At 62.6% G+C, this 22,353-nt stretch carries 24 protein-coding genes and 1 tRNA gene; 10 read left to right on the forward strand and 15 right to left on the reverse strand.

From position 1 onward, the window contains the following. Positions 1-65: 65 nt before the first annotated feature. Positions 66-761, reverse strand: coding sequence for a nitroreductase (locus ACUJB0_RS13300; protein ID WP_444845634.1), 696 nt, complete (start codon positions 759-761; stop codon positions 66-68). Positions 762-772: 11 nt separating this feature from the next. Beyond that, the gene (locus ACUJB0_RS13305) at positions 773-1,681 is read right to left on the reverse strand and encodes a DMT family transporter (RefSeq protein ID WP_444845635.1); all 909 of its coding nucleotides are present in this window, start codon (positions 1,679-1,681) and stop codon (positions 773-775) included. A gap of 323 nt (positions 1,682-2,004) precedes the next feature. Here ACUJB0_RS13305 and ACUJB0_RS13310 point away from each other — a divergent pair, with 323 nt between their 5' ends. Further along, positions 2,005-2,565, forward strand: a complete 561-nt coding sequence (locus ACUJB0_RS13310) for a phasin family protein (RefSeq protein WP_116990480.1) — start codon at positions 2,005-2,007, stop codon at positions 2,563-2,565. A gap of 102 nt (positions 2,566-2,667) precedes the next feature. Here ACUJB0_RS13310 and ACUJB0_RS13315 read toward each other — a convergent pair whose 3' ends face one another. The 6 genes from ACUJB0_RS13315 to ACUJB0_RS13340 form a co-directional block, all read right to left on the reverse strand. Continuing rightward, a complete protein-coding gene (locus ACUJB0_RS13315) occupies positions 2,668-3,390 on the reverse strand; it encodes an ABC transporter ATP-binding protein (RefSeq protein ID WP_444845636.1) in 723 nt (240 codons plus the stop codon). Then, positions 3,390-4,160, reverse strand: a complete 771-nt coding sequence (locus tag ACUJB0_RS13320; protein WP_444845637.1) for an ABC transporter ATP-binding protein — start codon at positions 4,158-4,160, stop codon at positions 3,390-3,392. The genes ACUJB0_RS13315 and ACUJB0_RS13320 overlap by 1 nt, the downstream gene beginning before the upstream one ends. Before the next feature lie 11 nt (positions 4,161-4,171). Continuing rightward, entirely contained in the window at positions 4,172-5,389 is a 1,218-nt protein-coding gene (locus tag ACUJB0_RS13325; RefSeq protein WP_444845638.1) for an ABC transporter permease subunit, read from the reverse strand. 15 nt (positions 5,390-5,404) lie between these two features. Further along, positions 5,405-6,334 (reverse strand): branched-chain amino acid ABC transporter permease, encoded by a 930-nt coding sequence (locus tag ACUJB0_RS13330; protein WP_444845639.1) that lies wholly within the window; start codon positions 6,332-6,334, stop codon positions 5,405-5,407. Positions 6,335-6,610: 276 nt separating this feature from the next. Continuing rightward, a complete protein-coding gene (ispH, locus tag ACUJB0_RS13335) occupies positions 6,611-7,573 on the reverse strand; it encodes a 4-hydroxy-3-methylbut-2-enyl diphosphate reductase (protein ID WP_444845640.1) in 963 nt (320 codons plus the stop codon). A 7-nt stretch (positions 7,574-7,580) separates the two neighbouring features. Next, entirely contained in the window at positions 7,581-8,036 is a 456-nt protein-coding gene (locus tag ACUJB0_RS13340; protein WP_161082850.1) for an FKBP-type peptidyl-prolyl cis-trans isomerase, read from the reverse strand. Positions 8,037-8,174: 138 nt separating this feature from the next. On the opposite strand from ACUJB0_RS13340, the gene ACUJB0_RS13345 reads away from it, so the two are divergent. The 4 genes from ACUJB0_RS13345 (at position 8,175) to rpmG (ending at position 10,619) form a co-directional block, all read left to right on the forward strand. After that, on the forward strand, positions 8,175-9,299 hold the full coding sequence (locus ACUJB0_RS13345) for a heparan-alpha-glucosaminide N-acetyltransferase domain-containing protein (protein ID WP_444845641.1): 1,125 nt from the start codon (positions 8,175-8,177) through the stop codon (positions 9,297-9,299). A gap of 66 nt (positions 9,300-9,365) precedes the next feature. Continuing rightward, the gene (gene radC / locus ACUJB0_RS13350) at positions 9,366-10,040 is read left to right on the forward strand and encodes a RadC family protein (protein ID WP_444845642.1); all 675 of its coding nucleotides are present in this window, start codon (positions 9,366-9,368) and stop codon (positions 10,038-10,040) included. 161 nt (positions 10,041-10,201) lie between these two features. After that, on the forward strand, positions 10,202-10,438 hold the full coding sequence (gene rpmB / locus ACUJB0_RS13355; RefSeq protein WP_008451488.1) for a 50S ribosomal protein L28: 237 nt from the start codon (positions 10,202-10,204) through the stop codon (positions 10,436-10,438). Positions 10,439-10,451: 13 nt separating this feature from the next. Further along, positions 10,452-10,619 carry a 50S ribosomal protein L33 gene (rpmG, locus tag ACUJB0_RS13360; protein ID WP_008451489.1) on the forward strand — a complete coding sequence of 56 codons (168 nt, stop codon included), beginning with the start codon at positions 10,452-10,454 and terminating at the stop codon, positions 10,617-10,619. 59 nt (positions 10,620-10,678) lie between these two features. Here the strand turns inward: rpmG and ACUJB0_RS13365 are convergent, their stop codons facing one another. The 6 genes from ACUJB0_RS13365 to ACUJB0_RS13390 form a co-directional block, all read right to left on the reverse strand. Beyond that, a complete protein-coding gene (locus tag ACUJB0_RS13365; RefSeq protein WP_444845643.1) occupies positions 10,679-11,188 on the reverse strand; it encodes a hypothetical protein in 510 nt (169 codons plus the stop codon). A 63-nt stretch (positions 11,189-11,251) separates the two neighbouring features. Further along, a complete protein-coding gene (locus ACUJB0_RS13370) occupies positions 11,252-12,454 on the reverse strand; it encodes a DesA family fatty acid desaturase (RefSeq protein ID WP_444845644.1) in 1,203 nt (400 codons plus the stop codon). 111 nt (positions 12,455-12,565) lie between these two features. Continuing rightward, positions 12,566-13,945, reverse strand: a complete 1,380-nt coding sequence (locus ACUJB0_RS13375; RefSeq protein ID WP_444845645.1) for a mechanosensitive ion channel family protein — start codon at positions 13,943-13,945, stop codon at positions 12,566-12,568. Between the two features lie 85 nt (positions 13,946-14,030). Next, complete coding sequence (locus tag ACUJB0_RS13380) at positions 14,031-15,335, reverse strand: RsmB/NOP family class I SAM-dependent RNA methyltransferase (RefSeq protein WP_444845646.1); 1,305 nt, start codon at positions 15,333-15,335, stop codon at positions 14,031-14,033. An 18-nt stretch (positions 15,336-15,353) separates the two neighbouring features. Next, the gene (gene purN, locus ACUJB0_RS13385) at positions 15,354-15,965 is read right to left on the reverse strand and encodes a phosphoribosylglycinamide formyltransferase (protein WP_444845647.1); all 612 of its coding nucleotides are present in this window, start codon (positions 15,963-15,965) and stop codon (positions 15,354-15,356) included. 124 nt (positions 15,966-16,089) lie between these two features. After that, positions 16,090-16,476 (reverse strand): barstar family protein, encoded by a 387-nt coding sequence (locus tag ACUJB0_RS13390; RefSeq protein ID WP_444845648.1) that lies wholly within the window; start codon positions 16,474-16,476, stop codon positions 16,090-16,092. 458 nt (positions 16,477-16,934) lie between these two features. On the opposite strand from ACUJB0_RS13390, the gene ACUJB0_RS13395 reads away from it, so the two are divergent. The 4 genes from ACUJB0_RS13395 to ACUJB0_RS13410 all read left to right on the forward strand — a co-directional run bounded on the left by ACUJB0_RS13395 (position 16,935) and on the right by ACUJB0_RS13410 (position 20,391). Further along, on the forward strand, positions 16,935-17,459 hold the full coding sequence (locus ACUJB0_RS13395) for a glycine zipper 2TM domain-containing protein (protein ID WP_161089332.1): 525 nt from the start codon (positions 16,935-16,937) through the stop codon (positions 17,457-17,459). Between the two features lie 129 nt (positions 17,460-17,588). Beyond that, positions 17,589-18,365: a spermine/spermidine synthase domain-containing protein gene (locus tag ACUJB0_RS13400; RefSeq protein WP_444845649.1), complete on the forward strand. Its 777-nt coding sequence runs from the start codon at positions 17,589-17,591 to the stop codon at positions 18,363-18,365. 63 nt (positions 18,366-18,428) lie between these two features. Continuing rightward, complete coding sequence (gene tfpB, locus ACUJB0_RS13405) at positions 18,429-20,243, forward strand: type IV pilus assembly ATPase TfpB (RefSeq protein WP_444845650.1); 1,815 nt, start codon at positions 18,429-18,431, stop codon at positions 20,241-20,243. 72 nt (positions 20,244-20,315) lie between these two features. Further along, a tRNA-Lys gene (locus ACUJB0_RS13410) sits at positions 20,316-20,391 on the forward strand. Between the two features lie 59 nt (positions 20,392-20,450). Here ACUJB0_RS13410 and ACUJB0_RS13415 read toward each other — a convergent pair. Beyond that, entirely contained in the window at positions 20,451-21,347 is an 897-nt protein-coding gene (locus ACUJB0_RS13415; protein ID WP_444845651.1) for an NmrA family NAD(P)-binding protein, read from the reverse strand. 62 nt (positions 21,348-21,409) lie between these two features. On the opposite strand from ACUJB0_RS13415, the gene ACUJB0_RS13420 reads away from it, so the two are divergent. After that, a complete protein-coding gene (locus ACUJB0_RS13420; protein ID WP_444845652.1) occupies positions 21,410-22,348 on the forward strand; it encodes a LysR family transcriptional regulator in 939 nt (312 codons plus the stop codon). Positions 22,349-22,353 lie beyond the last annotated feature (5 nt).

A 22,353-nucleotide genomic window follows, 5' to 3' on the forward strand; every position in this document is an offset into this window, starting at 1 on the left:
AACATTGCGAGCATCGATGGTTGCGTCGACGCAATAGCGCTCAGTACGCTTTAGACAAGCTAGTGCTAACCAACAAATTTAACAAATTCCTCAACCGCCATCCGCTCGGTGACCAGCGAATTTTCGATTTTCGAGCTGTCGGCGTAGCCGAGCGCCATGCCGCACACGACGGTTTCATTGTCCGGCAAACCCAGCTCTTTGCCTATGATTTTATGATACTGGGTAAAGGCCGCCTGCGGGCAAGTGTCGAGGCCCCTGGCCCGCGCCGCCACCATGATGTTTTGCAGGAACATGCCATAGTCCAGCCAGGAACCCTGCTCCATGATGCGGTCGATGGTAAAGATGAGACCCACCGGCGCACCAAAAAATTCATAGTTGCGTCCATGTTGCGCGGCCATGCCGGCCTTGTTGTCGCGCGTCAGGCCCAGCAGCGCGTACAGGTCCCAGCCCACCTTGCGGCGGCGCTCGATGAAGGGCGAGACCCATTCTCGCGGGTAATAGGCGTATTCCTCGGTGTGCTGTTTGGCTTGCTCCGGGTCGTTGTGCGCGGCCAGGATCGCCGCCGACAATTGCCGCTTGCGCTCACCGTCCAGCACGTAGACCTTCCACGGCTGGGTATTGGTGCCGGACGGCGCCCGCGCCGCCACTCGCAGGATCTGCGCGACGTCCTCGCGCGCGACGGGCTGCGGCAAATAGGCGCGGATCGAACGGCGGCTGGTGATGGCGGCGTCCACCGCTTGCTGGTCGGGAGTGGAAATCATGGGGCCTCGCTTTATTTGGTTTTCTTGACTACAAATATCACACCAGTGACCGCCAGCGCCATCCCCGCTATGCCGAGGGCGTTGAAAGCCTCGCCGAACATCAGCCAGGCCATGACGGCGGTGGTGGGCGGTGTCAGGTACAGCAGGCTGGTGACTTGCGTGGCGTCGCTGCGGCGTATCAACGCGAACAGCAGGAAGATGGCGCCGATCGACAGGCCCATCACCGACCACAGCAAGGCGCCGATGAAGCGCGGCGTCCACTGCACCGCAGCAAAGTCCGGCCCCAGGCCTTCAAAAAAGACCGCCAGCGGCAGCACCACCACCAGCGAGGCGGCGAACTGGATCACGGTGCCGGTGCGCAGGTCGAACTGCGGGCAATGGCGCTTCTGGTACAGCGTGCCGGCGGTGATCGACAGCAGCGCCAGCACGCACAGCAGGATGGCGTCGACCGGCAGGCCGGTCAGCTTGATCTTGGCGGCCACCACCAGCCCCACCCCGGCCAAGCCGAAGACCAGCCCCAGCCACTGCCGCGGCAACACCTTCTCGCCGATCAGCGGCGCGGCGAAGGCGGTCAGGATGGGCTGCATGCCGACGATCAGCGCCGACAAGCCGGCTGGCATGCCCAGCTTGATGGCGCACCAGACGCCGACCAGATAGCCGGCCTGCACCAGCAATCCGGCCAAGGCGATCTGCCAGATCTTGCCGTGCGGCCAGGGCGCCTTCAGCAGCAACACGGCCGGCACCAGGAACAGCAGCACGCCCAGGAAGCGCATCACCAGGAAGGTCAGCGGCGGCGCATACGGCAGGCCGAACTTGGCGACGATGAATCCGCTGCTCCACAACAACACGAAAAACAGCGGCAGCGGCGACAGGAAAGTGGCGTGTTTGACGGGTACGGCGGCGCTGGGGGTGTTGGACATGGGTGAGCCGGTCAAACCTGCTTGCAAATTGAAAGGAAATCGGCGCCGGTTTGCGGCGCCGACTCGACAGGATGCAAGTCTATCACGGCAGGGATTTCGCCACCGGCCAGGCGGCATTTTCCCTGGGGAAATGCTTTCTTCCGGCTAGAGTCGGTTCTTTGATGCAATGCACAAAAAATCGCTTGACTTAATTTTTGAAGGCCGTAAAATCGGGTTTGTTGCGTTGCACAATTTGTTGTTCGGTCTGAAACGTGGATTGCCTGTTTCTCACCGGCTGTAGAAACAGCAGTACTTAATCAATGACTACTTTCCTGGAGATTTAAATGTTTTCAATCCCTGAGCAATTTTCCAATGCGACCAAAGCTAACTTTGAAGCTCAATTCGCGATTTTCTCGGCCCTGACCAACAAGGCTTTCGAAGGCGTGGAGAAGTTCGTCGACCTGAACCTGACCGCCGCCAAGGCATCGCTGGAAGAGTCGTCGATCACCACCAAGCAACTGCTGTCGGCCAAAGATCCACAAGAATTCTTCTCGCTGGCTTCGGCACAAGCCCAGCCTAGCGCAGAAAAAACCATCGCTTACGGCCGTCACCTGGCGACCATCGCTTCGAGCACCGGTGCTGAATTCAGCAAAGCTGCTGAAACCCAGATCGCTGAAACCAACCGCAAAGTCATCTCGCTGGTGGAAGAAGTGAGCAAGAACGCCCCAGCCGGTTCGGAAAACGCCGTCGCCATCCTGAAATCGGCCATCGGCAACGCCAACGCCGGTTACGAGCAGTTCGCCAAGACCGCCAAGCAGGCTGTCGAGTCGATCGAATCGAACCTGACCTCGGCCGTGAACCAGTTCACCGCCGCTGCCGCAAAAGCTGCTCCAGCCAAGAAGTAATCAAGGAATACCGGCGCGGTAGGGCGCCGGTTCCTGCAAAACACCGTGTGTGCCTGCGACGCTCAAGATCGTCGCAAGCCACACGGTTTTTTTTTCGCCCGATTACTCGCCGAGATAGGCGGCTTTAACGCGCGGGTCGTCCAGCATGTCCTTGGCGTTGCCGGTCATGGTGATGTTGCCTGAATCCATGACATAGCCGCGGTGTGCCGCCTGCAGCGCCAGCTTGGCGTTCTGCTCCACCAGCAGGATCGTGATGCCCTCTTTCGAGACGTTGCGGATCACTTCGAAAATCTTCTCGACCATGATCGGCGACAGGCCCATCGACGGCTCGTCCAGCAACAGCAGCTTGGGATGCGACATCAGCGCGCGCGCCATCGCCAGCATCTGCTGCTCGCCGCCCGACAGCGTACCCGCCATCTGCGCAGCCCGCTCCTTCAGGCGCGGGAACACGTCGAACCACTTGGCGATGTCGGCCTCGATGCCCGCCTTGTCGTCGCGGGTGTAGGCGCCCATCATCAGGTTTTCCTGGATCGACATGCGGGTGAACACGCCCCGCCCTTCCGGCACCATGGCCAGCTTCTTCTCGACCAGGTGGAAGGACTTGCTGCCCTTCAGCGACTCGCCCTGATAGGTGACCGTGCCCTCGACTTTGCACGGCGGCAGCGTGCCGGTGATGGCTTTCAAGGTAGTGGTCTTGCCGGCGCCGTTGGCGCCGATCAAGGCGACCAGCTCGCCCTTGTTCACTTCCAGATCGATACCTTTGACGGCCTTGATGCCGCCGTACGCGACTTTGAGTCCCGATACTTTAAGAACATTGTCGCCCATTAGTGCGATCCTCCCAGGTAGGCTTCGATAACCGCCTGATTACTTTGTATTTCCGCCGGCAGGCCCTCGGCGATCGGTTTGCCGTATTCCAGCACCATCAGCCGGTCGCACAGGCCCATCATCATCTTGACGTCGTGCTCGATCAGCAGCACGGTCTTGCCTTCGTTCTTGATCTTGACCAGCAGCTCGCGCAGCGCCAGCTTCTCGGTGGCGTTCATGCCGGCCGCCGGTTCATCCAGCGCCAGCAGTTGCGGATCGGTGGCCAGCGCGCGGGCGATTTCCAGGCGGCGCTGGTCGCCGTACGACAGGAAGCGCGACGTGCGGCTGGCGAACTGGCCGATGCCGACGAAGTCCAGCAGCTCCTGCGCGCGCTTGCGGATGGCAGCCTCCTCCTCGCGCGCCGCCTTGTGGCGGAACACGGCGCCGAACACGCCCTGGTGCGAGCGCACGTGGCGCCCGACCATGACATTCTCCAGCGCGGTCATCTCGCCGAACAGGCGGATGTTCTGGAAGGTGCGGGCGATGCCGGCCTTGGCCACCTCATGCGGCGCGGACGGCGAATACGGCTTGCCGGCCAGCTCGAAGGTGCCGGTGTCCGGCTGGTACAGGCCGGTGATGACGTTGAAGAAAGTGGTCTTGCCGGCGCCGTTCGGGCCTATCAGGCCGTAGATCTGGCCCTTCATGATCTTGATGCCGACATCGGTCAGCGCCTGCAAGCCGCCGAAGCGCTTGTTGACGCCGGCGATGTTGAGAATGACTTGTTCGCTCATGTATGCTTTCCTCAGGCCGCCACGGTGCCGGACGATTGATCTTTGGTGTCGGAGTCGCCGTCGGGACGGTCCTCATGCTTGGGCGCGGGCCACAGGCCGGCCGGACGGTTCAGCATGATCAGCACCATCGCCAGGCCGTACAGCAGCTGGCGCAGCACTTCGGCTTCGATCAGCACATGGCCGAACAGTTTTTCCTGCAGCGGCTCGACCACGTGGCGCAACACTTCCGGCAAGGCAGCCAGCAGCGCGCCGCCCATGATGACGCCGGGAATGTGGCCGATACCGCCCAGCACCACCATCGCCAGCACGGCGATCGACTCGGTCAGCGAGAACGATTCGGGCGACACGAAGCCCTGGAACGAGGCGAACATCGCGCCGGCGATTCCGCCGAACGAGGCGCCCATCGAGAACGCCAGCAGCTTGACGTTGCGGGTGTTGATGCCCATGGCCTTGGCGGCGATCTCGTCCTCGCGGATCGCGACCCAGGCGCGGCCCAGGCGCGAGTGCTGCAGGCGCGAGGTGACGAACACCACCGCCACGCACAGGAACAGGAACAGGAAGTAGTAGGCGTTCACCGACGGCATGGAGAAGCCGCCGATCACCACGGTGGCGCGCGAGCCCGCCTCCCCTGCCAGGTTGACGCCGAACACGCGGATCGGGTCAATCAGGTTGATGCCCTGCGGGCCGTTGGTGAAGTTGATCGGCTCGTTCAGGTTATTCATGAAGATGCGGATGATCTCGCCGAAGCCCAGCGTCACGATGGCCAGGTAGTCGCCGCGCAGCTTCAGCGTCGGCGCGCCCAGCAAGGCGCCGAACAAGCCGGCCAGCGCGGCCGCCAGCGGTACGATCAGCCATACCGACAGGTGAATGCCGTTTTGCTGGATGTCCGGTCCCAGAATGGCCACCAGCGAGTTGCCGACAACCGGGTATTCATTGATCAGCGATTCCAGCAGCGTCGCGAACTGCGGCGAGGCCAGCAGGCCGGTCATGTAGGCGCCCACCGCGTAGAACGCGATGTAGCCCAGGTCCAGCAGGCCGGCGAAACCGACCACGATGTTCAGGCCCAGCGCCAGCATGATGTACAGCAGCGCCATGTCGATGATGCGCACCCACGAGTTGCCGAACTGCGAGGCGACGAACGGGAAGACCAGCAGGCCGATCAGGACCACAGCCATGCTGCTGTAGGCCTTGCGCGGGTTGCGGGTGGTGTCGAAATTCAAAATAGCCATGTTCAGTTCCTCCGCTTAGGCACGATCCGCAACGCGCTCGCCCATGATGCCGGACGGACGCACCGTCAGCACGATGATCAGCACGACGAAGGCAAAGATGTCCTGGTAGTGGCTGCCGAGGAAGCCACCGGTCAGGTCGCCGATGTAACCGGCGCCCAGGCTCTCGATGATGCCGAGCACGATACCGCCGATCATCGCGCCGTAGATGTTGCCGATGCCGCCCAGCACTGCGGCCGAGAAGGCTTTCAGGCCGGGCACGAAGCCCATCGCGAACTGGATCGAGGCGTAGTTGGCGCCCCACATCACGCCGGCCACGGCGGCCAGCGCCGCGCCCAGCGCGAAGGTGGCGACGATGACCTTGTTGGAATCGACGCCCATCAGGCCGGCGACTCGGGGATTCTCCGCCGTGGCGCGCATGGCGCGGCCCATCTTGGTTTTCTCCACCAGCAGCACCAGGCCGGCCATCGACATCGTGGCCAGCGCCAGCAGCAGGATCTGGGTCTGCGAGATCAGCGCGCCGCCGACCGTGATCGGTTCCGACGACAGCAGTTGCGGGAAGGCCAGCGGGTTGCGGGTCCAGATCATCATGGCGATGGTCTGCAGCAGGATGGACACGCCGATCGCGGTGATCAGCGGCGCCAGGCGTGGCGCGTTGCGCAGGCGGCGGTAGGCCACGCGCTCGATCACGATGTTGACCAGCATGCACACCGGGATGGCGCCGCCGATGGCGATCGCCAGCTTGACGTAGCCCGGCAGGTCCGGCGCGTATTCGTTGAGGTATTTGAGGATGGTCAGGCCGGTCATGGCGCCGATCATCAGCACGTCGCCGTGCGCGAAGTTAATCAGGTTCAGCACGCCGTACACCATGGTGTAGCCCAGCGCGACCAGGGCGTACATGCTGCCTAGCACCAGTCCGTTAATAATTTGTTGGATAAAAGTATCCATGAAGAGTGCCTTTACTTTTTAGTTTTGCCTGCACAACCGGTTCAGGTAACAAAAACGGCACCCCGGAGTACGTCTCCGTAGTGCCGCCGTTGACTACGCGTTCACGATGCAAATTCCGTGCCTGAACCGATATTCGTCTCCTGCGTACCGCCCTCGCATTTATAAGCCGAAACGACAACTTTTTGAGAGCGAGGCAATGATAACGAGATTTCCGAAAAACTAACTGCGGAATAACGGGAAAACGCGGAATTAAATTCCGTTTCATCCGAAAATTGGTTAAACCGCGCCCCCGCCTGGTATGGCTTTTTGTCCGTCCAGGCCCTTGGGCAACGGGAAAGTGACGGCTTCCTGCACGCCGTCGAGCGTGCGCACGCTGCGTGCGCCCAATTCCTTCAGGCGGTCGATGACCGCTTGCACCAACACCTCGGGCGCCGATGCACCAGCGGTGACACCCACGCGCACCTTGCCTTCCAGCCAGAGCGGATCGATCTGGGTGGCGTTGTCGACCATGTAGGCGGGCGTGCCCTTCTTTTCCGCCACTTCGCGCAGGCGGTTGGAATTGGAACTATTCGGACTGCCGACCACGATCAACAGCTCCACTTGCGGCGCCATGAACTTCACCGCTTCCTGGCGGTTGGTGGTGGCGTAGCAGATATCGCCCTTCTTCGGCTCGATGATCGCCGGATACTTGCGCTTCAGCGCTTCGATGATGTCGGCGGTGTCGTCCACCGACAAGGTAGTCTGGGAAACATACGCCAGTTGCTCGGGCTTGGTGACGTTCAGCTTGTCCACGTCGGCCACGGTCTCGACCAGGTACATGCCCTCTTCCGTCTGGCCCATGGTGCCTTCGACTTCCGGATGGCCGTCGTGGCCGATCATGATGATCTCGCAGCCCTGCTTGCGCATCTTGGCCACTTCCACGTGCACCTTGGTCACCAGCGGGCAAGTCGCGTCAAAGATGCTGAGGCCGCGCGATTCCGCTTCCGCCCGCACCGCCTTGGACACGCCGTGCGCCGAGAACACCAGCGTATTGCCGGCCGGGACGTCGTCCAGGTCCTCGATGAAGATGGCGCCCTTGTTGCGCAGGTCTTCCACCACATAGGCGTTGTGCACGATCTCGTGGCGCACATAGATGGGCGCGCCGAACTGGGTCAGCGCGCGCTCGACGATTTCAATGGCACGGTCGACGCCGGCGCAAAAGCCGCGCGGCTGGGCCAACAGGATTTCTTTATCGCTCATGACTTCCTCACAGCACGGAAATGAGTTGGACTTCGAATTTCAGCGGCTGGCCGGCCAGCGGGTGGTTGAAGTCGAACAGGCAGGTTTCATCGCCCAGCTCGCGCAGGATGCCGGCGAAGCGGCCACCGCCCGGCGCGGCGAAGTCGACCAGGTCGCCCACCTTGTAGTCGGCGCCCGGCATCGAGTTCTCGTCCAGCGTGGCGCGGGTGACTTCGCGCACCAGTTCCGGGTTGCGCGGGCCGAAGCCGACGCCCGGTTCCAGGTCGAAGGTCTTGTGCGTGCCCTCGGGCAGGCCGATCAACAGTTCCTCCAGCACCGGCGCCAGCTGGCCCTGGCCCAGCATCAGCGTGGCAGGATTGCCGTTGAAGGTGGTGACGATATCGGTGCCGTCCAGCGAGGCCAGGCGGTAGTGCAGGGTGAGATAGGCCGACTGGGTGACGACGGCAGGTTGCGCGTTAGACATGACGTGAGATTCGTTGAGCTGGCAAAACCTCTATTGTAAGCCACCTGGCCGCCGGCGCCCGCCAAGTGCGCAAAGGATTGACTGAAAACGTTTTCATGGGCATATTCGTAACGTTTTCTGGCCACCGAAAGGAAGATCATGCAAATACAGCCCCGTCAGCGGGTTGCCGCTATTGATATGCTGCGTGGACTGGCCGTCATCGGCATGATATTGGTCGCCTACGCCGGCGACTGGGACCACCGCTTCCGCGTGCTGACCCATGCCGACTGGCAAGGCTTCGCGCTGGCCGACATGATCTTCCCCAGCTTCCTGTTCTGCGTGGGCGCGGCCATGCCCTACTCGCTGCTCAAGCGCGCCGGCGACCGCCCCGCCGCCGACGTGCTGGCCTACCTGGCGCGGCGCTCGGCCGCGCTGTTCCTGCTGGGACTGGTGCTGAACCTGCTGCCCTCGTTTGACTTCGCGCACGTGCGGCTGATGGGCATCCTGCAACGCATCGGCATCTGCTACCTGGCCGCCGGCGCGCTGGCCCTGGCGCTGGGCCGGCGCACTGCGGACGGCTTCCTGCTGCCGCTGCGCTCCGTGCTGCTGGCCGCGGCGGCCGTGGCGGCGGCCTACGGCGCCCTGCTGCTGGCCTGGGACGCGCCCGGTTGCGGCCGCGCCTGCTTCGATTCCGTCCACTCGCTGCCGGCCGTGATCGACCGCGCCGTGCTCGGCATCAATCACCTGTGGCCCTACGGCCTGACCAACGGCCAGGTCACGTACGAGCCCGAGGGCCTGTTGTCGACCGTCGGCGCGCTGGTCAACGTGCTGGCCGGCCTGGCGGCGGGACTGGTGCTGCACCGTGGCGGCGATGCCTGGCGCCCACTGGCGCTGGCCGCCGTGGTGCTGCTGGTGGCCGGCTTCGCGCTGGGTCCCTGGCTTCCGGTGGTCAAGAAAATCTGGACGCCGAGCTTCGCCCTGCTGTCCTCCGGCTTTTCGCTGCTGGCGCTGGTGCTGCTGCGGCGCGCGACGGCCGGCGCCAGCGTTATCCTGGCGTTCGGCGCCAATGCCACGCTAGCCTTTGTCGCCATCAGCCTGCTTGATTGCGTGCTGCAACTGCCGCTGAACGCCGGCCAATCCTGGCATGACAGCCTGGCGCACGGCCTGGGCGGACTGATCGCCGACGCCCGCATTGCCTCGGTCACCTACTCCGCCGGGCTGGTGGTGGTGCTGGGCACGCTGCTGCTGGCGCTCTACCGAAAGAAGCTTTTCCTGCGCCTTTGAGCAGGGTTAGTACCGCCCGCGCCGGCGCGCCGATAATCGACGGGAGAACGATTACCGGAGACCCCCATGCCCATCCTGGACTGGCCGATGGACCGGCGCCCGCGCGAGCGCCTGATACGAGAAGGCGCCACCGCGCTGACGGACGCGGAGTTGCTGGCCATCTTCCTGCGCATCGGCGTGCCCGGCAAGGATGCGGTGCAACTGGGACAGGAGATGGTGCACCATTTTGGCTCGCTGCAAGGTTTGTTCGGGGCCAGCCTGCGGGAATTTTCCGCCATTAACGGCCTCGGCCCAGCCAAGTTCGCCCAGTTGCAGGCGGTGATGGAGCTGGCGCGGCGCGCCATGCTGGAGGAAATCAAGAGCGGGCAGGCGCTGGGCTCGCCCAAGGCGGTCAAGGAATACCTGCGCATCCTGTTCCGCGGCCACGCCTGCGAATCCTTCCACGTCCTGTTCCTGGACGTGAAGAACCGCCTGATCGAAGTCCGTGAAATGTTTCGGGGCACCCTGACGCATACCAGTGTTTATCCGAGGGAAGTGGTCAAGGCGGCGCTGGCCTGCAACGCGGCCAGCATCATGCTGGCGCACAACCATCCATCCGGCACGCCCGATCCCAGCGAATCGGACCTGCTGCTGACGCGGGCGCTGGTGCAGGCCATGGCGCTGGTCGATATCCGCATCCTCGACCATTTTGTGGTGGCCGGCCACCAGGTTCACTCGTTTGCCGAGCACGGCCAGCTATGAGTTTACCCCTATGGGCTCAAGGGTTTACGAGCGAATTCACAATTGTTAAATTTTTTCAGATATTCAAGACACAATTGTTTTTCACAAGTCATTGAAAAAGCTGAGTTTTTTGGATATACTCTTGTTTTTCCAATTGTGGAATGTCTTTTAAGGAGTGCGTTATGGCACGTGTTTGCCAAGTTACTGGGAAGAAGCCGATGGTCGGCAACAATGTTTCCCACGCAAACAACAAAACCAAACGTCGTTTCCTGCCTAACCTGCAGAACCGTCGTATTTTTGTTGAATCTGAAAACCGCTGGGTCTCCCTGCGTCTGTCCAACGCTGGTCTGCGCGTAATCGACAAAGTCGGCATCGATGCCGTACTGGCCGACATGCGCGCCCGTGGCGAAAAAGTCTAATTAGGGAGCTACCATGGCAAAAACTGGCCGCGACAAAATCAAACTGGAATCGACCGCAGGTACGGGTTTCTTCTACACCACCACCAAGAACAAGCGTACTACGCCAGCTAAAATGGAGATCATGAAGTTCGATCCTAAAGCTCGCAAGCACGTCATGTTCAAAGAAACCAAGATCAAGTAATCCGATCTTCGCTTCTCGCAAAAAAGCCGCTCAGCATCAGCTCAGCGGCTTTTTTCTTTTTACAGGCAGCCCTCGACGTACTGCACTTCCTTCCAGGCACCGGCGTAGATCGCGCCGACCTTGCCCTTGCTGGTGTCGAAGCGGATCGCATATTGTCCGCCGCCAGCCTTGACGGTCAGGGTCTGCTCGCTGTCGTCGTAGGCCTGCGGCGCGGAGGTGACCGCCTCGCCGTAGGCTTGCCGTATCTTTTCCACCGGGTCGCCCAGGCCGATGCCGCGCTCGGATGAGATGCCCTCCTCCATCACGTCCACCCGCTTCAACACGTCGCCGACAAACATCAGCAGCAAACCAGGCTGGCGCGCCGGCTCCAGCTGGAAACAGTTCGGCGAGCCGCGCAATTCCTTCGGCGTGCGTTCCATGTGATCGCCCAGCACTTTATTGACGGCATCGAAACGCATGCCGATCTTCAGCGGCCCGGCGCCGTCGAAGCGCACGGTCCAGTCGGCGGCATGCGCGCCGCACAGCGGCAAGGCCAACATCAGGGCCGCCAGATAAGTTCGCAATCGCATATTGCTCCTTGAATGAAAAACGGCCCCGAAGATTCGGGGCCGTTCAATTGTATCAATACTTTCTTATGCGTAGCTGCGCAGGCGGAGCGAGAAATCTTGCAGCGACTTGATGCCCGACGCCTCCGCGCGGTTGCACCAGTCTTGCAGCTTGTGCAGCAACTGGTCGCGGGTGAAATGCGAACGCTCCCAGATCACGCCCAGTTCCACACGCATATTGTGCATGGTTTCCAGCGCCTTGCTGTGCTGGAACAGTTCCACCAGCTGTTGCTGTTGCGGCGCTTCCAGCTTGCCCGGCTCGCGCTGCAGCAGCTTGCGCGACGACTTCAGGAAACGGGCCTCCAGCTGGGCCTTGTCCTTCAGGTGCTCGAACTCTTCTTTCCATGCATGCTTGACCGATTTCGCGTACTTGGCCATCACGTCGTAGCGGTTGGCGATCACCGATTGCAGCGTGTCGAAGTCGGCCTCCACCTTGCCTTTTGCAAACTTCGGCTCCGGTGCGCGTTTCTTCACCTTGGCCAGGCCCATCATTTCCAGCGCGCGGATATAGCCCCAGCCGATATCGAACTCATACCACTTCGACGACAGCTTGGCCGAGGTGGCAAAGGTGTGGTGGTTGTTGTGCAACTCTTCGCCGCCGATCAAGATGCCGAACGGGATGATGTTGGTGGCGGCATCGGCGCAATCGTAGTTGCGGTAGCCCCAGTAGTGGCCGATGCCGTTGATGATGCCGGCCGCCGTCACGGGGATCCACATCATCTGCACGGCCCACACGGTGATGCCGATCACGCCGAACAGGATGACGTTGATCACCAGCAGCGCAGCCACACCCTGCCAGCTGAAGCGGGTGTACAGGTTGCGCTCGATCCAGTCGGTCGGCGTGCCATGGCCATACTTCTCCATGGTTTCCAGGTTCTTCGATTCAGCGCGATACAGCTCGGCGCCTTGCCAGAAAACCTTCTTGATGCCGCGGGTAACCGGGCTGTGCGGATCTTCCTCGGTATCGCATTTGGCATGGTGCTTGCGGTGGATCGCCGCCCATTCCTTGGTCACCTGGCCGGTGGTCAGCCACAGCCAGAAGCGGAAGAAATGGCTGGGAATGGCGTGCAGCTCCAGCGCGCGGTGCGCCTGGTGGCGGTGCAGGTAGATGGTGACGCTGGCGATGGTGATGTGGGTGACCACCAGCGTATAGAAAAATACTTGCCATGCGGTGAGTCGGGTGACGCCGTTGGCCAAAAAATCCAGTACATCGTATAAACTAAAAATCATTACTACTCCAAAGTGGGCGTGTCTCGCTGTACGGTCGTTCCGACAATATTGCGTTTCGAACAGGCGCAGGAAGTCCGTCAGTATTACTCTTGGGCTTCATTGTACGCTGAATTAAACGTGATTTGCGGAAGGATTTCCGTCAGTCACTGCCGTTTTCTTCGGCACGGTCGTGCTTTCCGGGGCGGCAAATTGCTCCGGCACAGGGCCGAGTATGCGCATTTCCCGTTGCGGGAATGGGACGGAGATATTGTTCTCCTTGAGCGCGCGCCAGATCGCGCGGTTGACGTCCGAGGTCACGCCGCCACGGCCGTTCTGCGGGTCGTTGATCCAGAAGCCCACCTGCAGATCCAACCCGTCCGCGCCAAAGCTCAGCAGTTGCGCCGACGGCAGCTTCTCCTCCTTCAACACGCGGTCCACCGTCAGCGCGGCTTCCTCCAGCAGCTTGAGCACCCGGTCGACATCGGTATCGTAGGCCACCGAGACCTTGGTCGAGATCCACAACATGCTGCTCGACAGCGACGAGTTCTGCACCGCGCCCGACACCAGCATCTCGTTCGGCACGATGGATTCCACGCCGTCCAAGCCTTGCAGCACGGTGTAGCGGGTGTTGATTTGCGTCACGCGACCACTGTATTTGTCGACCGTGATCATGTCGCCGATGGTCAGGCTGCGGTCCAGCAAAATAACGAAGCCGGACACATAGTTGCTGGCGATCTTCTGCAAGCCCAAGCCCAGGCCGACGCCAAGCGCGCCGCCAAACACCGACAGCACGGTCAGGTCGATGCCCACCAGCGACAGGCTCATCAGCACCGCCACCAGGATCAGCAGCGCGCGCGCCGTGCGCGCCACCACCACGCGCAGGTTGGTGTGCATGCCCTGCACCTTCATCAGCTGCTCTTCCAGCGCCGCGCCGGCCCACAGCGCCAGCATCAGCAGCACGATCACCGAAACGGTCGCCTGCAGGATGTCGGCCAGCGACACCTTGTACTTACCCAGCGGCAGGATGGTGTTGTCCATGAAGTCGAACACGTCCTGGTACAGGCCGGTGATATACAGCACGAAGGCCAGCCACACCAGCAACTGGAACACCTTCTCGAACGCCAGCATGGTGGCGCTGATCTGGCCGTGGCGCGCAAACACGCGGCGCAGCAGGTAGACGGCAAAGCGGATCACCACCAGCGAGCCGAAGATGGGCAGCGCCACCTTGACCAGGTTGACGTGGAAATGATACTTGGCCAGCGCCACGCGCGACAGCGCCAGCAGGCAGACCACGGCCAGCGGCGCCATCACGCGGCCGAAACTCTCCACGCCGAAGCCCAGCATGCCGCCCTGCACTTCCTGGCGGCCAAAGCGTTTCTTCAGCAGCCGCGCCAGCCCCCAGCCCAGCACCACGGAACCGATGATGGCGGCGAGTTGCCACAAGCGGCTGGGATCTTGCAGGTCGCCGGTCAGGTCGTCGATCAGATTGAGCAGAGGTTGTTGCTGGGTCATAAGTGCTGGGTGTGATGGCAAAGGTGAGTAGATTAACGTAAAAAAGGCCGGAACCCCGGCCTTTTGCGATGAGACGTGCGGCCGCTTACTCGGCGGCGGCTTCCTCTTCATCCTTGACGACAACCTTCTTGGCCATCGGCTTGCGCTCGAACACGGCGGCGAAGAAGCCGTCGGTCTGGTGCTTGTGCGGCAGCAGCTTCAGGTAGTCGCCCATCTCCAGCTCGATGCGCTGTTCGGCCAGTACCTTGTTCATCGGCACCAGCTCGAAGTCCGGATGGGTGTCCAGGAACTGCTTGGCGATGAAGTCGTTCTCGTCGTCCAGGAAGCTGCAGGTGGCGTACACCAGGCGGCCGCCGCCCTTCAGCAGGCGGGCCGCGCCGTCCAGGATGGCGGCCTGCTTGACCTGCAGTTCGCCGATCGCGCTCGGCTGCTGGCGCCACTTGACGTCCGGATTGCGGCGCAGGGTGCCCAGGCCCGAGCACGGCGCGTCGACCAGCACGCGGTCGATCTTGCCGGCCAGACGCTTGATCTTGGCGTCGCGCTCATGCGCGATCTGCACCGGATGCACGTTGGACAGGCCGCTGCGCGCCAGGCGCGGCTTCAGCTTGGCCAGGCGCTTCTCCGACACGTCGAACGCGTACAGGCGGCCGGTGTTGCGCATGGTCGCGCCCAGCGCCAGCGTCTTGCCGCCGGCGCCGGCGCAGAAGTCCACCACCATCTCGCCGCGCTTGGCGCCGACGATGGCCGACAGGATCTGGCTGCCCTCGTCCTGCACCTCGATATGGCCTTCCTTGAACAGCGGCAGGTTCTGCAGCGCAGGCTTTTGCGTCACGCGCAGACCCAGCGGCGCGAACGGGGTCGGCGTGCTGCGGATCGGCGCTTCCAGCAGCTTGGCCGCCACTTCCTCGCGGGTCGCCTTCATGGCGTTGACGCGCAGGTCCAGCGGCGCCGGCGAGTTCATGCCGTCGGCCAGCGCCAGCGTTTCCTCCTCGCCCATCTGCTCGACCAGCTTGTCGAACAGCCACTTCGGCATGTTCGAGCGGCTGGACTTGTGCATCACCTTGCGGTCGATCTGCAGGATGCGCTCGACCCAGGACACCTCATCCTCGGTCAGCCCGCCCAACGACTCGACGCCGACCGCGTCCGCCATGCCCAGCAGGGTCAGGCGGCGCATGGTGGCGCCGCCACCCGCTTCGGAGAAATCGGTATAAAACGATTTGTTGCGCAGCACGTTGTAGATGCACTCGGCGATGGCGCCGCGCTCACGGCCGCCCAGGCGATGGTGGTCTTTGAAATAGCGCGACAGGGTGGTGTCGGCCGGCGCGGCAAAGCGCAAAATCTCGCGCAACACTTCTTCGGCGTTGGCGAGTATCGCTGGTGGCAATCTCATGGAAATCCTTGGTTAGTTTTACTTTGTGTGGTCCACGTGGACCGCGCCCTGCGCTATCGTCAACCTGTCTTCGACAAACCAGCGTATCGCCCGCGGATAAATCACATGCTCCTGCTGCAGCACGCGGGCGGACAGGGTTTCGACCGTATCGTCGGGCAACACGGGCACGGCGGCTTGCGCCACCATCGGCCCGTGATCGAGTTCGGCCGTCACGAAATGCACCGTCGCCCCATGCTCCGCCACGCCGGCGGCCAGCGCCTGCGCGTGGGTCGCCAAGCCGGGGAACAGCGGCAGCAGCGAAGGATGGATGTTGAGCATGCGGCCGGCGTAATGCGCGACAAACTGCTCCGTCAAAATCCGCATGAAGCCGGCCAGCACCACCAGATCGGGCTGGAAGCCGTCGATCACGGTTTGCAGGGCGGCGTCGAATTCGGCGCGGCTGGCGTAATCCTTGTTGGCCACGACGGCCGTCGGAATCCCGTGTTCGGCAGCGAACGCCAGCCCGGAGGCGTCGGCGCGGTTGCTGATGACGGCGGCAATCCGGGCGGGCCAGCGCTCGGCCTGCGCCGCGCGGACCACCGCTTCCATATTGCTGCCGCGACCGGAAATCAGGATGACGATGTTTTTCATAGGCCGACATTGTACCTTGTTCAGGCAGTCGGGACTACAACTGAACAAGATTTGTTGCAATGCAGCAGGACAGCCCGGGGCGCAGCGCGCCCGCTCCTACGCTGGCGCGGGAGGGAGTGCGGGCTTACTCGAAGGAGTAAAATACCCGGAACGGGACTTTCTTGTCGGCCCAGTAATCGGCAGCGTCGCGGAAGACATCCAGCAGGGTTTCCCGTGCTTCCTTGTCAAATTTCTGGGTATTGGGCAATTGCTCCAGCACCACCAGGAAACCCTCCTGGGTGCCGGCGCCGGCCATGGTTTCGGTCAATGTTGTCCGCAAACCATCGAAATTCTTGCCTATACCCTTGGGGAACAGGAACGACTCGGCAATGATGCCCAGGACTTGCTGCTTGGTCGCGCCGGCGATGCAGTGCGCGTACAGGAAGTGATGCCCAAGGCGGGCCGCCTCTTCCTGCAGGTCGACCACGCGGAAGGCGCGGATCGATTGCACGAGGTTGGGCGGCACGGTCATTAGCAAACTCGTGTTTCCCTCAATCTGACCTGGTATGTACGGTGTGTCCACTTTATTGTCGAGCGTGCCTATTTTGTGAATTAAAGAGTAAATAATTTGAGCACCTGTCCACTTTACACGGCAAACTGGTCTGCGTTCGCCATGGCTGATTCAATATGTTTCTCGAATCCCATACGCATATTAGGGTAACGTGTTGTTCCTCCCAGATCAATACGAATGTGATGGCTCACGCAATATTTGTTAAAAACAGAACATTTTATCGGGGTTTTAGGGGTCAAATCGGCACATTTCCCCCTCGGGGCCGCAGCACGGCCATTTGTGATCGCTGTTACAATTTGTTGCCACAGATACTTGATTAGCACTAGTTATGGCCTGGCGGCGGGATTAACATACCTACCATGCCATATCAGAATCCCTGACATGCCAACCCAGACATCCCAACTGAAACGAGGTACCAAATGAACTTGCAAGCCAAACTGATCGCATCCGTATTGTGCGTAGGCGCCCTGCCCTTCGCCGCTCAAGCTCAAGCTGCCGATTTTGAAGATTTCGGCCGGGTCGTTCGCGTGACCCCGCAAGTGGAGCAGATCAACCGTCCGCGCCAGGAATGCCGCACCGAATACGTGCAGGTCCAGCAACCCGCGCCGCAGCGCGGCGTCGGCGGCGCCATCATCGGCGGCCTGATCGGTGGTCTGGCCGGTAACCAGGTCGGCGGCGGCACCGGCCGCTCGGTCGCGACCGCTGCGGGCGCCATCGCCGGCGCCGTCGCCGGCGACCGCATCGATAACGCCAACACGCCCAACAGCGGCGGCGTGCAGGAACAGCAAGTGAAACAGTGCCGCACCGTCGACCACTGGGAATCGCGCACCTCCGGCTATGAAGTCACCTACGACTATCGCGGCCGCAACTACACCAGCGTGATGTCCTACGATCCGGGCGAGCGCGTGCGCCTGCGCGTGGTCGTCGAGCCGATGCAGCGTTAATCTTCAGCTTCTCCCTCAGCACTGCCGGTCCGATGACCGGCAGTGTCGTTTTCAGGCTTGCTTTGCCGTAAGGCATCGCGGGATAATGCGGGTTCACCTCCTGTCGCCCGCTGCTTTTGCCCCCACCCCATGTTGATCAAACGAAAATCCATCGAAAAAGAAGAATCCTCCCGTCCGGCCCGCAAACCCAAATATGCGCCGGTGACACTGTCGGAGCAGGACGGCGTGCGCTACCTGCACTTCGGCACGGAATGGGTGCAGGGCGCGATGCGCATCCGCAAGCCGAACTGGCCGGAACTGGAATACGCGCAACAGATGATGGCGTGGATGCTGTGGCTGGACAAGCCGGCGCAGATCGCCCAGCTGGGCCTGGGCACGGCCACGCTGACCAAGTTCTGCTACGTCACCTTCCCCGAGGCGGCCGTCACCGCCGTCGAGCTCAATCCGTCGGTGATCACGATCTGCGCCTCGATGTTCAAGCTGCCTGAGAACGACGAGCGCCTGCGCGTGGTGGAAATGGACGCGCTCGACTACGTCAACGACGAAGCCAACGCCGGCCTGCTGGACGTGCTGCAGGTCGACCTGTACGACGCGACTGCGCGCGGCCCGGTGCTCGACAGCGCCGAGTTCTACCAGTCCTGCAACGCCTGCCTGACCGACGACGGCATCATGACGGTCAACCTGTTCGGCGACCATCCGAGTTACGCGCGCAACATCAAGGCGATGAATTTCGCGTTCGAGCAAGTCATTTGCCTGCCGCCGGTACATGATGGTAACGTGGTGGCGATCGCCTTCAAGCGCAAACGCGCCATCGACCTGGAGGCGCTGGCGGCGCGCGCGGCGCAGATCACCGCCGACACCAAGCTGCCGGCCAAGACCTGGGTCAAGGGCCTGGCAGCGAAGTAAGCAAAGCAAGCGAAGGTAATGCGGCGGCGGGCCGTTCCGCTGCCAACTTTTGAAAGTGGCACGATGTCCGCAACGTCCGCAACTACCGTCACGCCGCCCGCCAAAGCGGGGCCGCTCGATCTGCAGCAGATCTACTCCTGGCTGCTGGCCGACGGCATGATACGCAAGGCCGAAGTCAAGGAACTGTACGCGCACAGCCAGGGCATCCTGAAGAACGCCGTCGGCCCCATGCACCCGCTGTGCGCGGTGGCGCATGGCAAGCTGCTGTCGGCCCAGCCGCCGCACAAGCTGCTCACGCTGGACGCGCTGTGCGAATGGCTGGCCGCGCGCACCGGCTTGGCCTTCACCCGCATCGACCCGTTGAAGATCGACTTCACCCGCGTGGCCGACGTCATGTCGGCCAGCTACGCGGCGCGCTTCAACATCCTGCCGCTGGAGATCAGCGGCGACACGCTGGTGGTAGCCACCGCCGATCCCTACGCGGTCGAATGGGAAGCGGAGATCGCCAAGATCTCGCGCCGCACGATACGTCGCGTGATCGCCAACCCGCTCGACATCGCGCAGTACATCACGCAGTTCTTCAGCCTGGCCAAGTCGATCAAGAAGGCCAACAAATCCAACACCAACGACCTCGCGCTGCGCAACAACTTCGAGCAGCTGGTCGAAATGGGCAAGACCAACAAGCAGGTCGACGCCAACGACCAGCATGTGATCAACATCGTCGACTGGCTGTGGCAGTACGCGTTCGAACAGCGCGCCTCGGACATCCACCTGGAGCCCAAGCGCGACATGGCGGCGATCCGCTTCCGCATCGACGGCGTGCTGCACCAGGTGTACCAGGTGCCGGCGGTGGTGATGATCGCGATGACCGCGCGCATCAAGCTGCTGGGGCGCATGGACGTGATCGAGAAACGCCGCCCGCAGGATGGCCGCATCAAGACCCGCACCGCCGGCGGCCAGGAAATCGAACTGCGCCTGTCGACGCTGCCGACCGCGTTCGGCGAAAAGCTGGTGATGCGCATCTTCGATCCCGAGGTGGTGGTCAAGACCCTGCCGGAACTGGGCTTCCCGCCCGACGACGCGCAGCGCTGGGACGCGCTCACCTCACGCCCGCACGGCATCATCCTGGTGACCGGCCCGACCGGCTCCGGCAAGACCACCACGCTGTACACCACGCTCAAGGCGCTGGCGACGTCGGAGGTCAACGTCTGCACGGTGGAAGACCCGATCGAGATGGTGGAACCGGCCTTCAACCAGATGCAGGTGCAGCCCGGGATCGAGCTGTCCTTCGCCGACGGCGTGCGTGCGCTGATGCGGCAGGATCCGGACATCATCATGGTCGGCGAGATCCGCGACCTGGCCACCGCCGAGATGGCGATCCAGGCCGCGCTGACCGGCCACCTGGTGCTGTCGACGCTGCACACCAACGACGCGCCGTCGGCCGTGATGCGGCTGCTGGAACTGGGCGTGCCCTACTACCTGCTGGAGGCCACGCTGATCGGCATCATGGCGCAGCGCCTGGTGCGCACGCTGTGCAGCGAATGCAAGAAGCCGGACGGCGAACTGACCGACGACATCTGGCACAGCATCGGCGGCGCCTGGGACTTGCCCAAGCCGGCCACGGTGTACCGCCCGGTGGGCTGCCCCGAATGCCGGCAGACCGGCTATCGCGGCCGCACCGGCATCTACGAGCTGCTGACGGTGACGGAAGGCTTCAGCGAGATGGTGCGCGAGGAGACCGACATCCAGGCGCTGCGCCGCCAGAGCGTGGCCGACGGCATGAAGCCGCTGCGCATCGCCGGCGCGATGAAGGTGCAGGAGGGCGTGACCACCGCCGACGAAGTGCTGAAGGTGACGGCGGCGCTGGGCATGAAGTGAGAAGGGAATAAATTGTTTTCACAAAACCCTTTGCAGTTTGCGGCAGGCTGTATATAATACGGCCTCTTTCGGGGGTCGTTAGCTCAGCTGGTAGAGCAGCGGACTTTTAATCCGTTGGTCGCAGGTTCGAATCCCGCACGGCCTACCACCGAATTCAGTAGCAGCAATTGAGGCTTACCCGCTCCGGCGCGTAGGCCTTTTTTGTGTCTACACGGTCGACTGCCAGCCCTTGATGACTTGTTCCAGTGGCGTCGTACCCGCCCGCCCGATCGCCGAGGGATCGCTCCCCATGTCGATATGCGCGCTATTGAGGCCGCGCGTCATCTCGGTGAAGCCAGCAAGCGCGGCGACCGAGAAACCAGCGCCCGCCAGTGCATGCGGCCACTCCGCTTCCGGCAGCACCGCCACGTCGACCGGCTTGTCCAGCATGGACGAAAGGATGGCGGCGACATCGTCCGGCGCGTAGTCCTGTGGTCCCGCGAGATTGACGACACGGGTCCCCTTCCATTCTTCCTGCAACAATGCCGCCGCCGTACTACCCACGTCCGCAGTCGCCACCATGGGCAGGCGGCGCTGCGCTGGCGCCAGGAACGTCGGCAGCGTGCCAGTGCGCAGCGCATGTCCAACCATCGGCATCCAGTTCTCCATGAAGTAGGCCGCGCGCAGGAAGACGGTGGCGATACCTGCACCCGCCAGCCGCTGCTCGAACATGCGGTTCATCCCGATCCATCCCGTTCCGCTTTCGCGGTCGGCGCCCACCGAGGACAGGGCCACCAGCTTGGGCACCTCCGCCGCGACCGCCGCGCGCGCCGTGGTCCCGGCAATCAGGTCGGCCAGCTCGAACAGGTCTTCGCGGTTGTAGTGCTGGGGGCTGACGACGTAGGCGCCTTGGACCCGCGTTAGCGCCCTGGTCATCGAGGCCAGGTCGGTCAGGTCGGCCAGCGCGACCTCCGCGCCGCGTTCGGCCCAGAAGCGGCCCTTGGCCGGATCGCGCACCACGACGCGCACGGGCAGGCCTGCGCGCAAAAGCGCATCGGCAGCAGCGGCGCCGGTGCGGCCGGTCACGCCGAAGACAACGTAAGGAATTGGGTTGGAAGCAGTCATACAAAAATCTCCTTTAAAGTTGAACCCGAAGGGTGCATGATTGCGCGACATGCATCAATGACATGAAAGACATAGCGAATATGCGCCAAGTGGATTTCTCTACGATCGACCTCAACCTGTTAAAGCTGTTCGAAGCGTTGGTCCGCGAGCGCAGCGTCACCCAGGCCGGCCTGCGCCTGGGCTTGAGCCAACCAGCCGCCAGTCGCGCGCTGGGGCGGTTGCGCACGATGCTGGGTGACCGCCTGCTGGTGCGCGGCAAGCTCGGGCTGGAACTGACGCCACGCGGCGAGGCGTTGGCGGGTCCGGTGGCCAGGCTGTTGGAGGACGCGCGAGGCATCGTCTCGCCCGCCGTCTTCGATCCCGCCTCCGCGACGGGGCGGATCACGATCGCCGCGCACGATCATCTGAGCCTGCTGGTGCTGGCCGGTTTGATGGAACGCTTCGAACGACACGCACCCGCGCTAAGTCTCCATATCGCACAGCCGATAGGCGACAACGTGCGGCTGGTCGAGCAAGGTATGGCGGATCTCGCGCTGGGAATTTTCAGCGCGCTGCCCGGCAGTCTTTATCGACGCGGCCTTTACACCGACAACATGGTGTGCGTGGTGAGAGCCGGCCATCCCTGCGCAAAAGGCGGGCTCAGTCTGGAACGTTACCTGGCCCTGCGCCACATTGCCGTGACCATTTCCGGCGTGGGCGAGAGCGCGGTCGATGCCGCCCTCTCGGCGCAGGGCCTCACCCGCCACGTCGCGCTGCGCGTGCCGCACTTTCTGGCCGGCGCGATGCTGGTGGCCGATAGCGACATGATCCTCACCTTGCCCAGCCGTTTGGCGCGCCGGCTTGCGGAGAGGCTTCCGCTCGCGCTTCTGGATTTGCCGCTGGACGTCGCGCCCCTGGCGCCGGCCATGATCTGGCATGAGCGTTTCCACGGCGATCCCGCCCATGCCTGGGCGAGGCAACAGCTGGTCGATGTCGTGGCCAGTCAACATGCCGACCGATGATCGAA

The sequence above is a fragment of the Duganella caerulea genome (assembly GCF_040362985.1).
Lineage (GTDB): Bacteria > Pseudomonadota > Gammaproteobacteria > Burkholderiales > Burkholderiaceae_D > Rugamonas > Rugamonas vulcania.

Excerpts from the sequence above, each read along its gene's own strand:
- ACUJB0_RS13300 (WP_444845634.1), bottom strand. The coding sequence starts at position 761 with ATGATTTCCACTCCCGACCAGCAAGCGGTGGACGCCGCCATCACCAGC.
- ACUJB0_RS13305 (WP_444845635.1), bottom strand. The coding sequence starts at position 1,681 with ATGTCCAACACCCCCAGCGCCGCCGTACCCGTCAAACACGCCACTTTC.
- ACUJB0_RS13310 (WP_116990480.1), top strand. The coding sequence starts at position 2,005 with ATGTTTTCAATCCCTGAGCAATTTTCCAATGCGACCAAAGCTAACTTT.
- ACUJB0_RS13315 (WP_444845636.1), bottom strand. The coding sequence starts at position 3,390 with ATGGGCGACAATGTTCTTAAAGTATCGGGACTCAAAGTCGCGTACGGC.
- ACUJB0_RS13320 (WP_444845637.1), bottom strand. The coding sequence starts at position 4,160 with ATGAGCGAACAAGTCATTCTCAACATCGCCGGCGTCAACAAGCGCTTC.
- ACUJB0_RS13325 (WP_444845638.1), bottom strand. The coding sequence starts at position 5,389 with ATGGCTATTTTGAATTTCGACACCACCCGCAACCCGCGCAAGGCCTAC.
- ACUJB0_RS13330 (WP_444845639.1), bottom strand. The coding sequence starts at position 6,334 with ATGGATACTTTTATCCAACAAATTATTAACGGACTGGTGCTAGGCAGC.
- ispH (WP_444845640.1), bottom strand. The coding sequence starts at position 7,573 with ATGAGCGATAAAGAAATCCTGTTGGCCCAGCCGCGCGGCTTTTGCGCC.
- ACUJB0_RS13340 (WP_161082850.1), bottom strand. The coding sequence starts at position 8,036 with ATGTCTAACGCGCAACCTGCCGTCGTCACCCAGTCGGCCTATCTCACC.
- ACUJB0_RS13345 (WP_444845641.1), top strand. The coding sequence starts at position 8,175 with ATGCAAATACAGCCCCGTCAGCGGGTTGCCGCTATTGATATGCTGCGT.
- radC (WP_444845642.1), top strand. The coding sequence starts at position 9,366 with ATGCCCATCCTGGACTGGCCGATGGACCGGCGCCCGCGCGAGCGCCTG.
- rpmB (WP_008451488.1), top strand. The coding sequence starts at position 10,202 with ATGGCACGTGTTTGCCAAGTTACTGGGAAGAAGCCGATGGTCGGCAAC.
- rpmG (WP_008451489.1), top strand. The coding sequence starts at position 10,452 with ATGGCAAAAACTGGCCGCGACAAAATCAAACTGGAATCGACCGCAGGT.
- ACUJB0_RS13365 (WP_444845643.1), bottom strand. The coding sequence starts at position 11,188 with ATGCGATTGCGAACTTATCTGGCGGCCCTGATGTTGGCCTTGCCGCTG.
- ACUJB0_RS13370 (WP_444845644.1), bottom strand. The coding sequence starts at position 12,454 with ATGATTTTTAGTTTATACGATGTACTGGATTTTTTGGCCAACGGCGTC.
- ACUJB0_RS13375 (WP_444845645.1), bottom strand. The coding sequence starts at position 13,945 with ATGACCCAGCAACAACCTCTGCTCAATCTGATCGACGACCTGACCGGC.
- ACUJB0_RS13380 (WP_444845646.1), bottom strand. The coding sequence starts at position 15,335 with ATGAGATTGCCACCAGCGATACTCGCCAACGCCGAAGAAGTGTTGCGC.
- purN (WP_444845647.1), bottom strand. The coding sequence starts at position 15,965 with ATGAAAAACATCGTCATCCTGATTTCCGGTCGCGGCAGCAATATGGAA.
- ACUJB0_RS13390 (WP_444845648.1), bottom strand. The coding sequence starts at position 16,476 with ATGACCGTGCCGCCCAACCTCGTGCAATCGATCCGCGCCTTCCGCGTG.
- ACUJB0_RS13395 (WP_161089332.1), top strand. The coding sequence starts at position 16,935 with ATGAACTTGCAAGCCAAACTGATCGCATCCGTATTGTGCGTAGGCGCC.
- ACUJB0_RS13400 (WP_444845649.1), top strand. The coding sequence starts at position 17,589 with ATGTTGATCAAACGAAAATCCATCGAAAAAGAAGAATCCTCCCGTCCG.
- tfpB (WP_444845650.1), top strand. The coding sequence starts at position 18,429 with ATGTCCGCAACGTCCGCAACTACCGTCACGCCGCCCGCCAAAGCGGGG.
- ACUJB0_RS13415 (WP_444845651.1), bottom strand. The coding sequence starts at position 21,347 with ATGACTGCTTCCAACCCAATTCCTTACGTTGTCTTCGGCGTGACCGGC.
- ACUJB0_RS13420 (WP_444845652.1), top strand. The coding sequence starts at position 21,410 with ATGAAAGACATAGCGAATATGCGCCAAGTGGATTTCTCTACGATCGAC.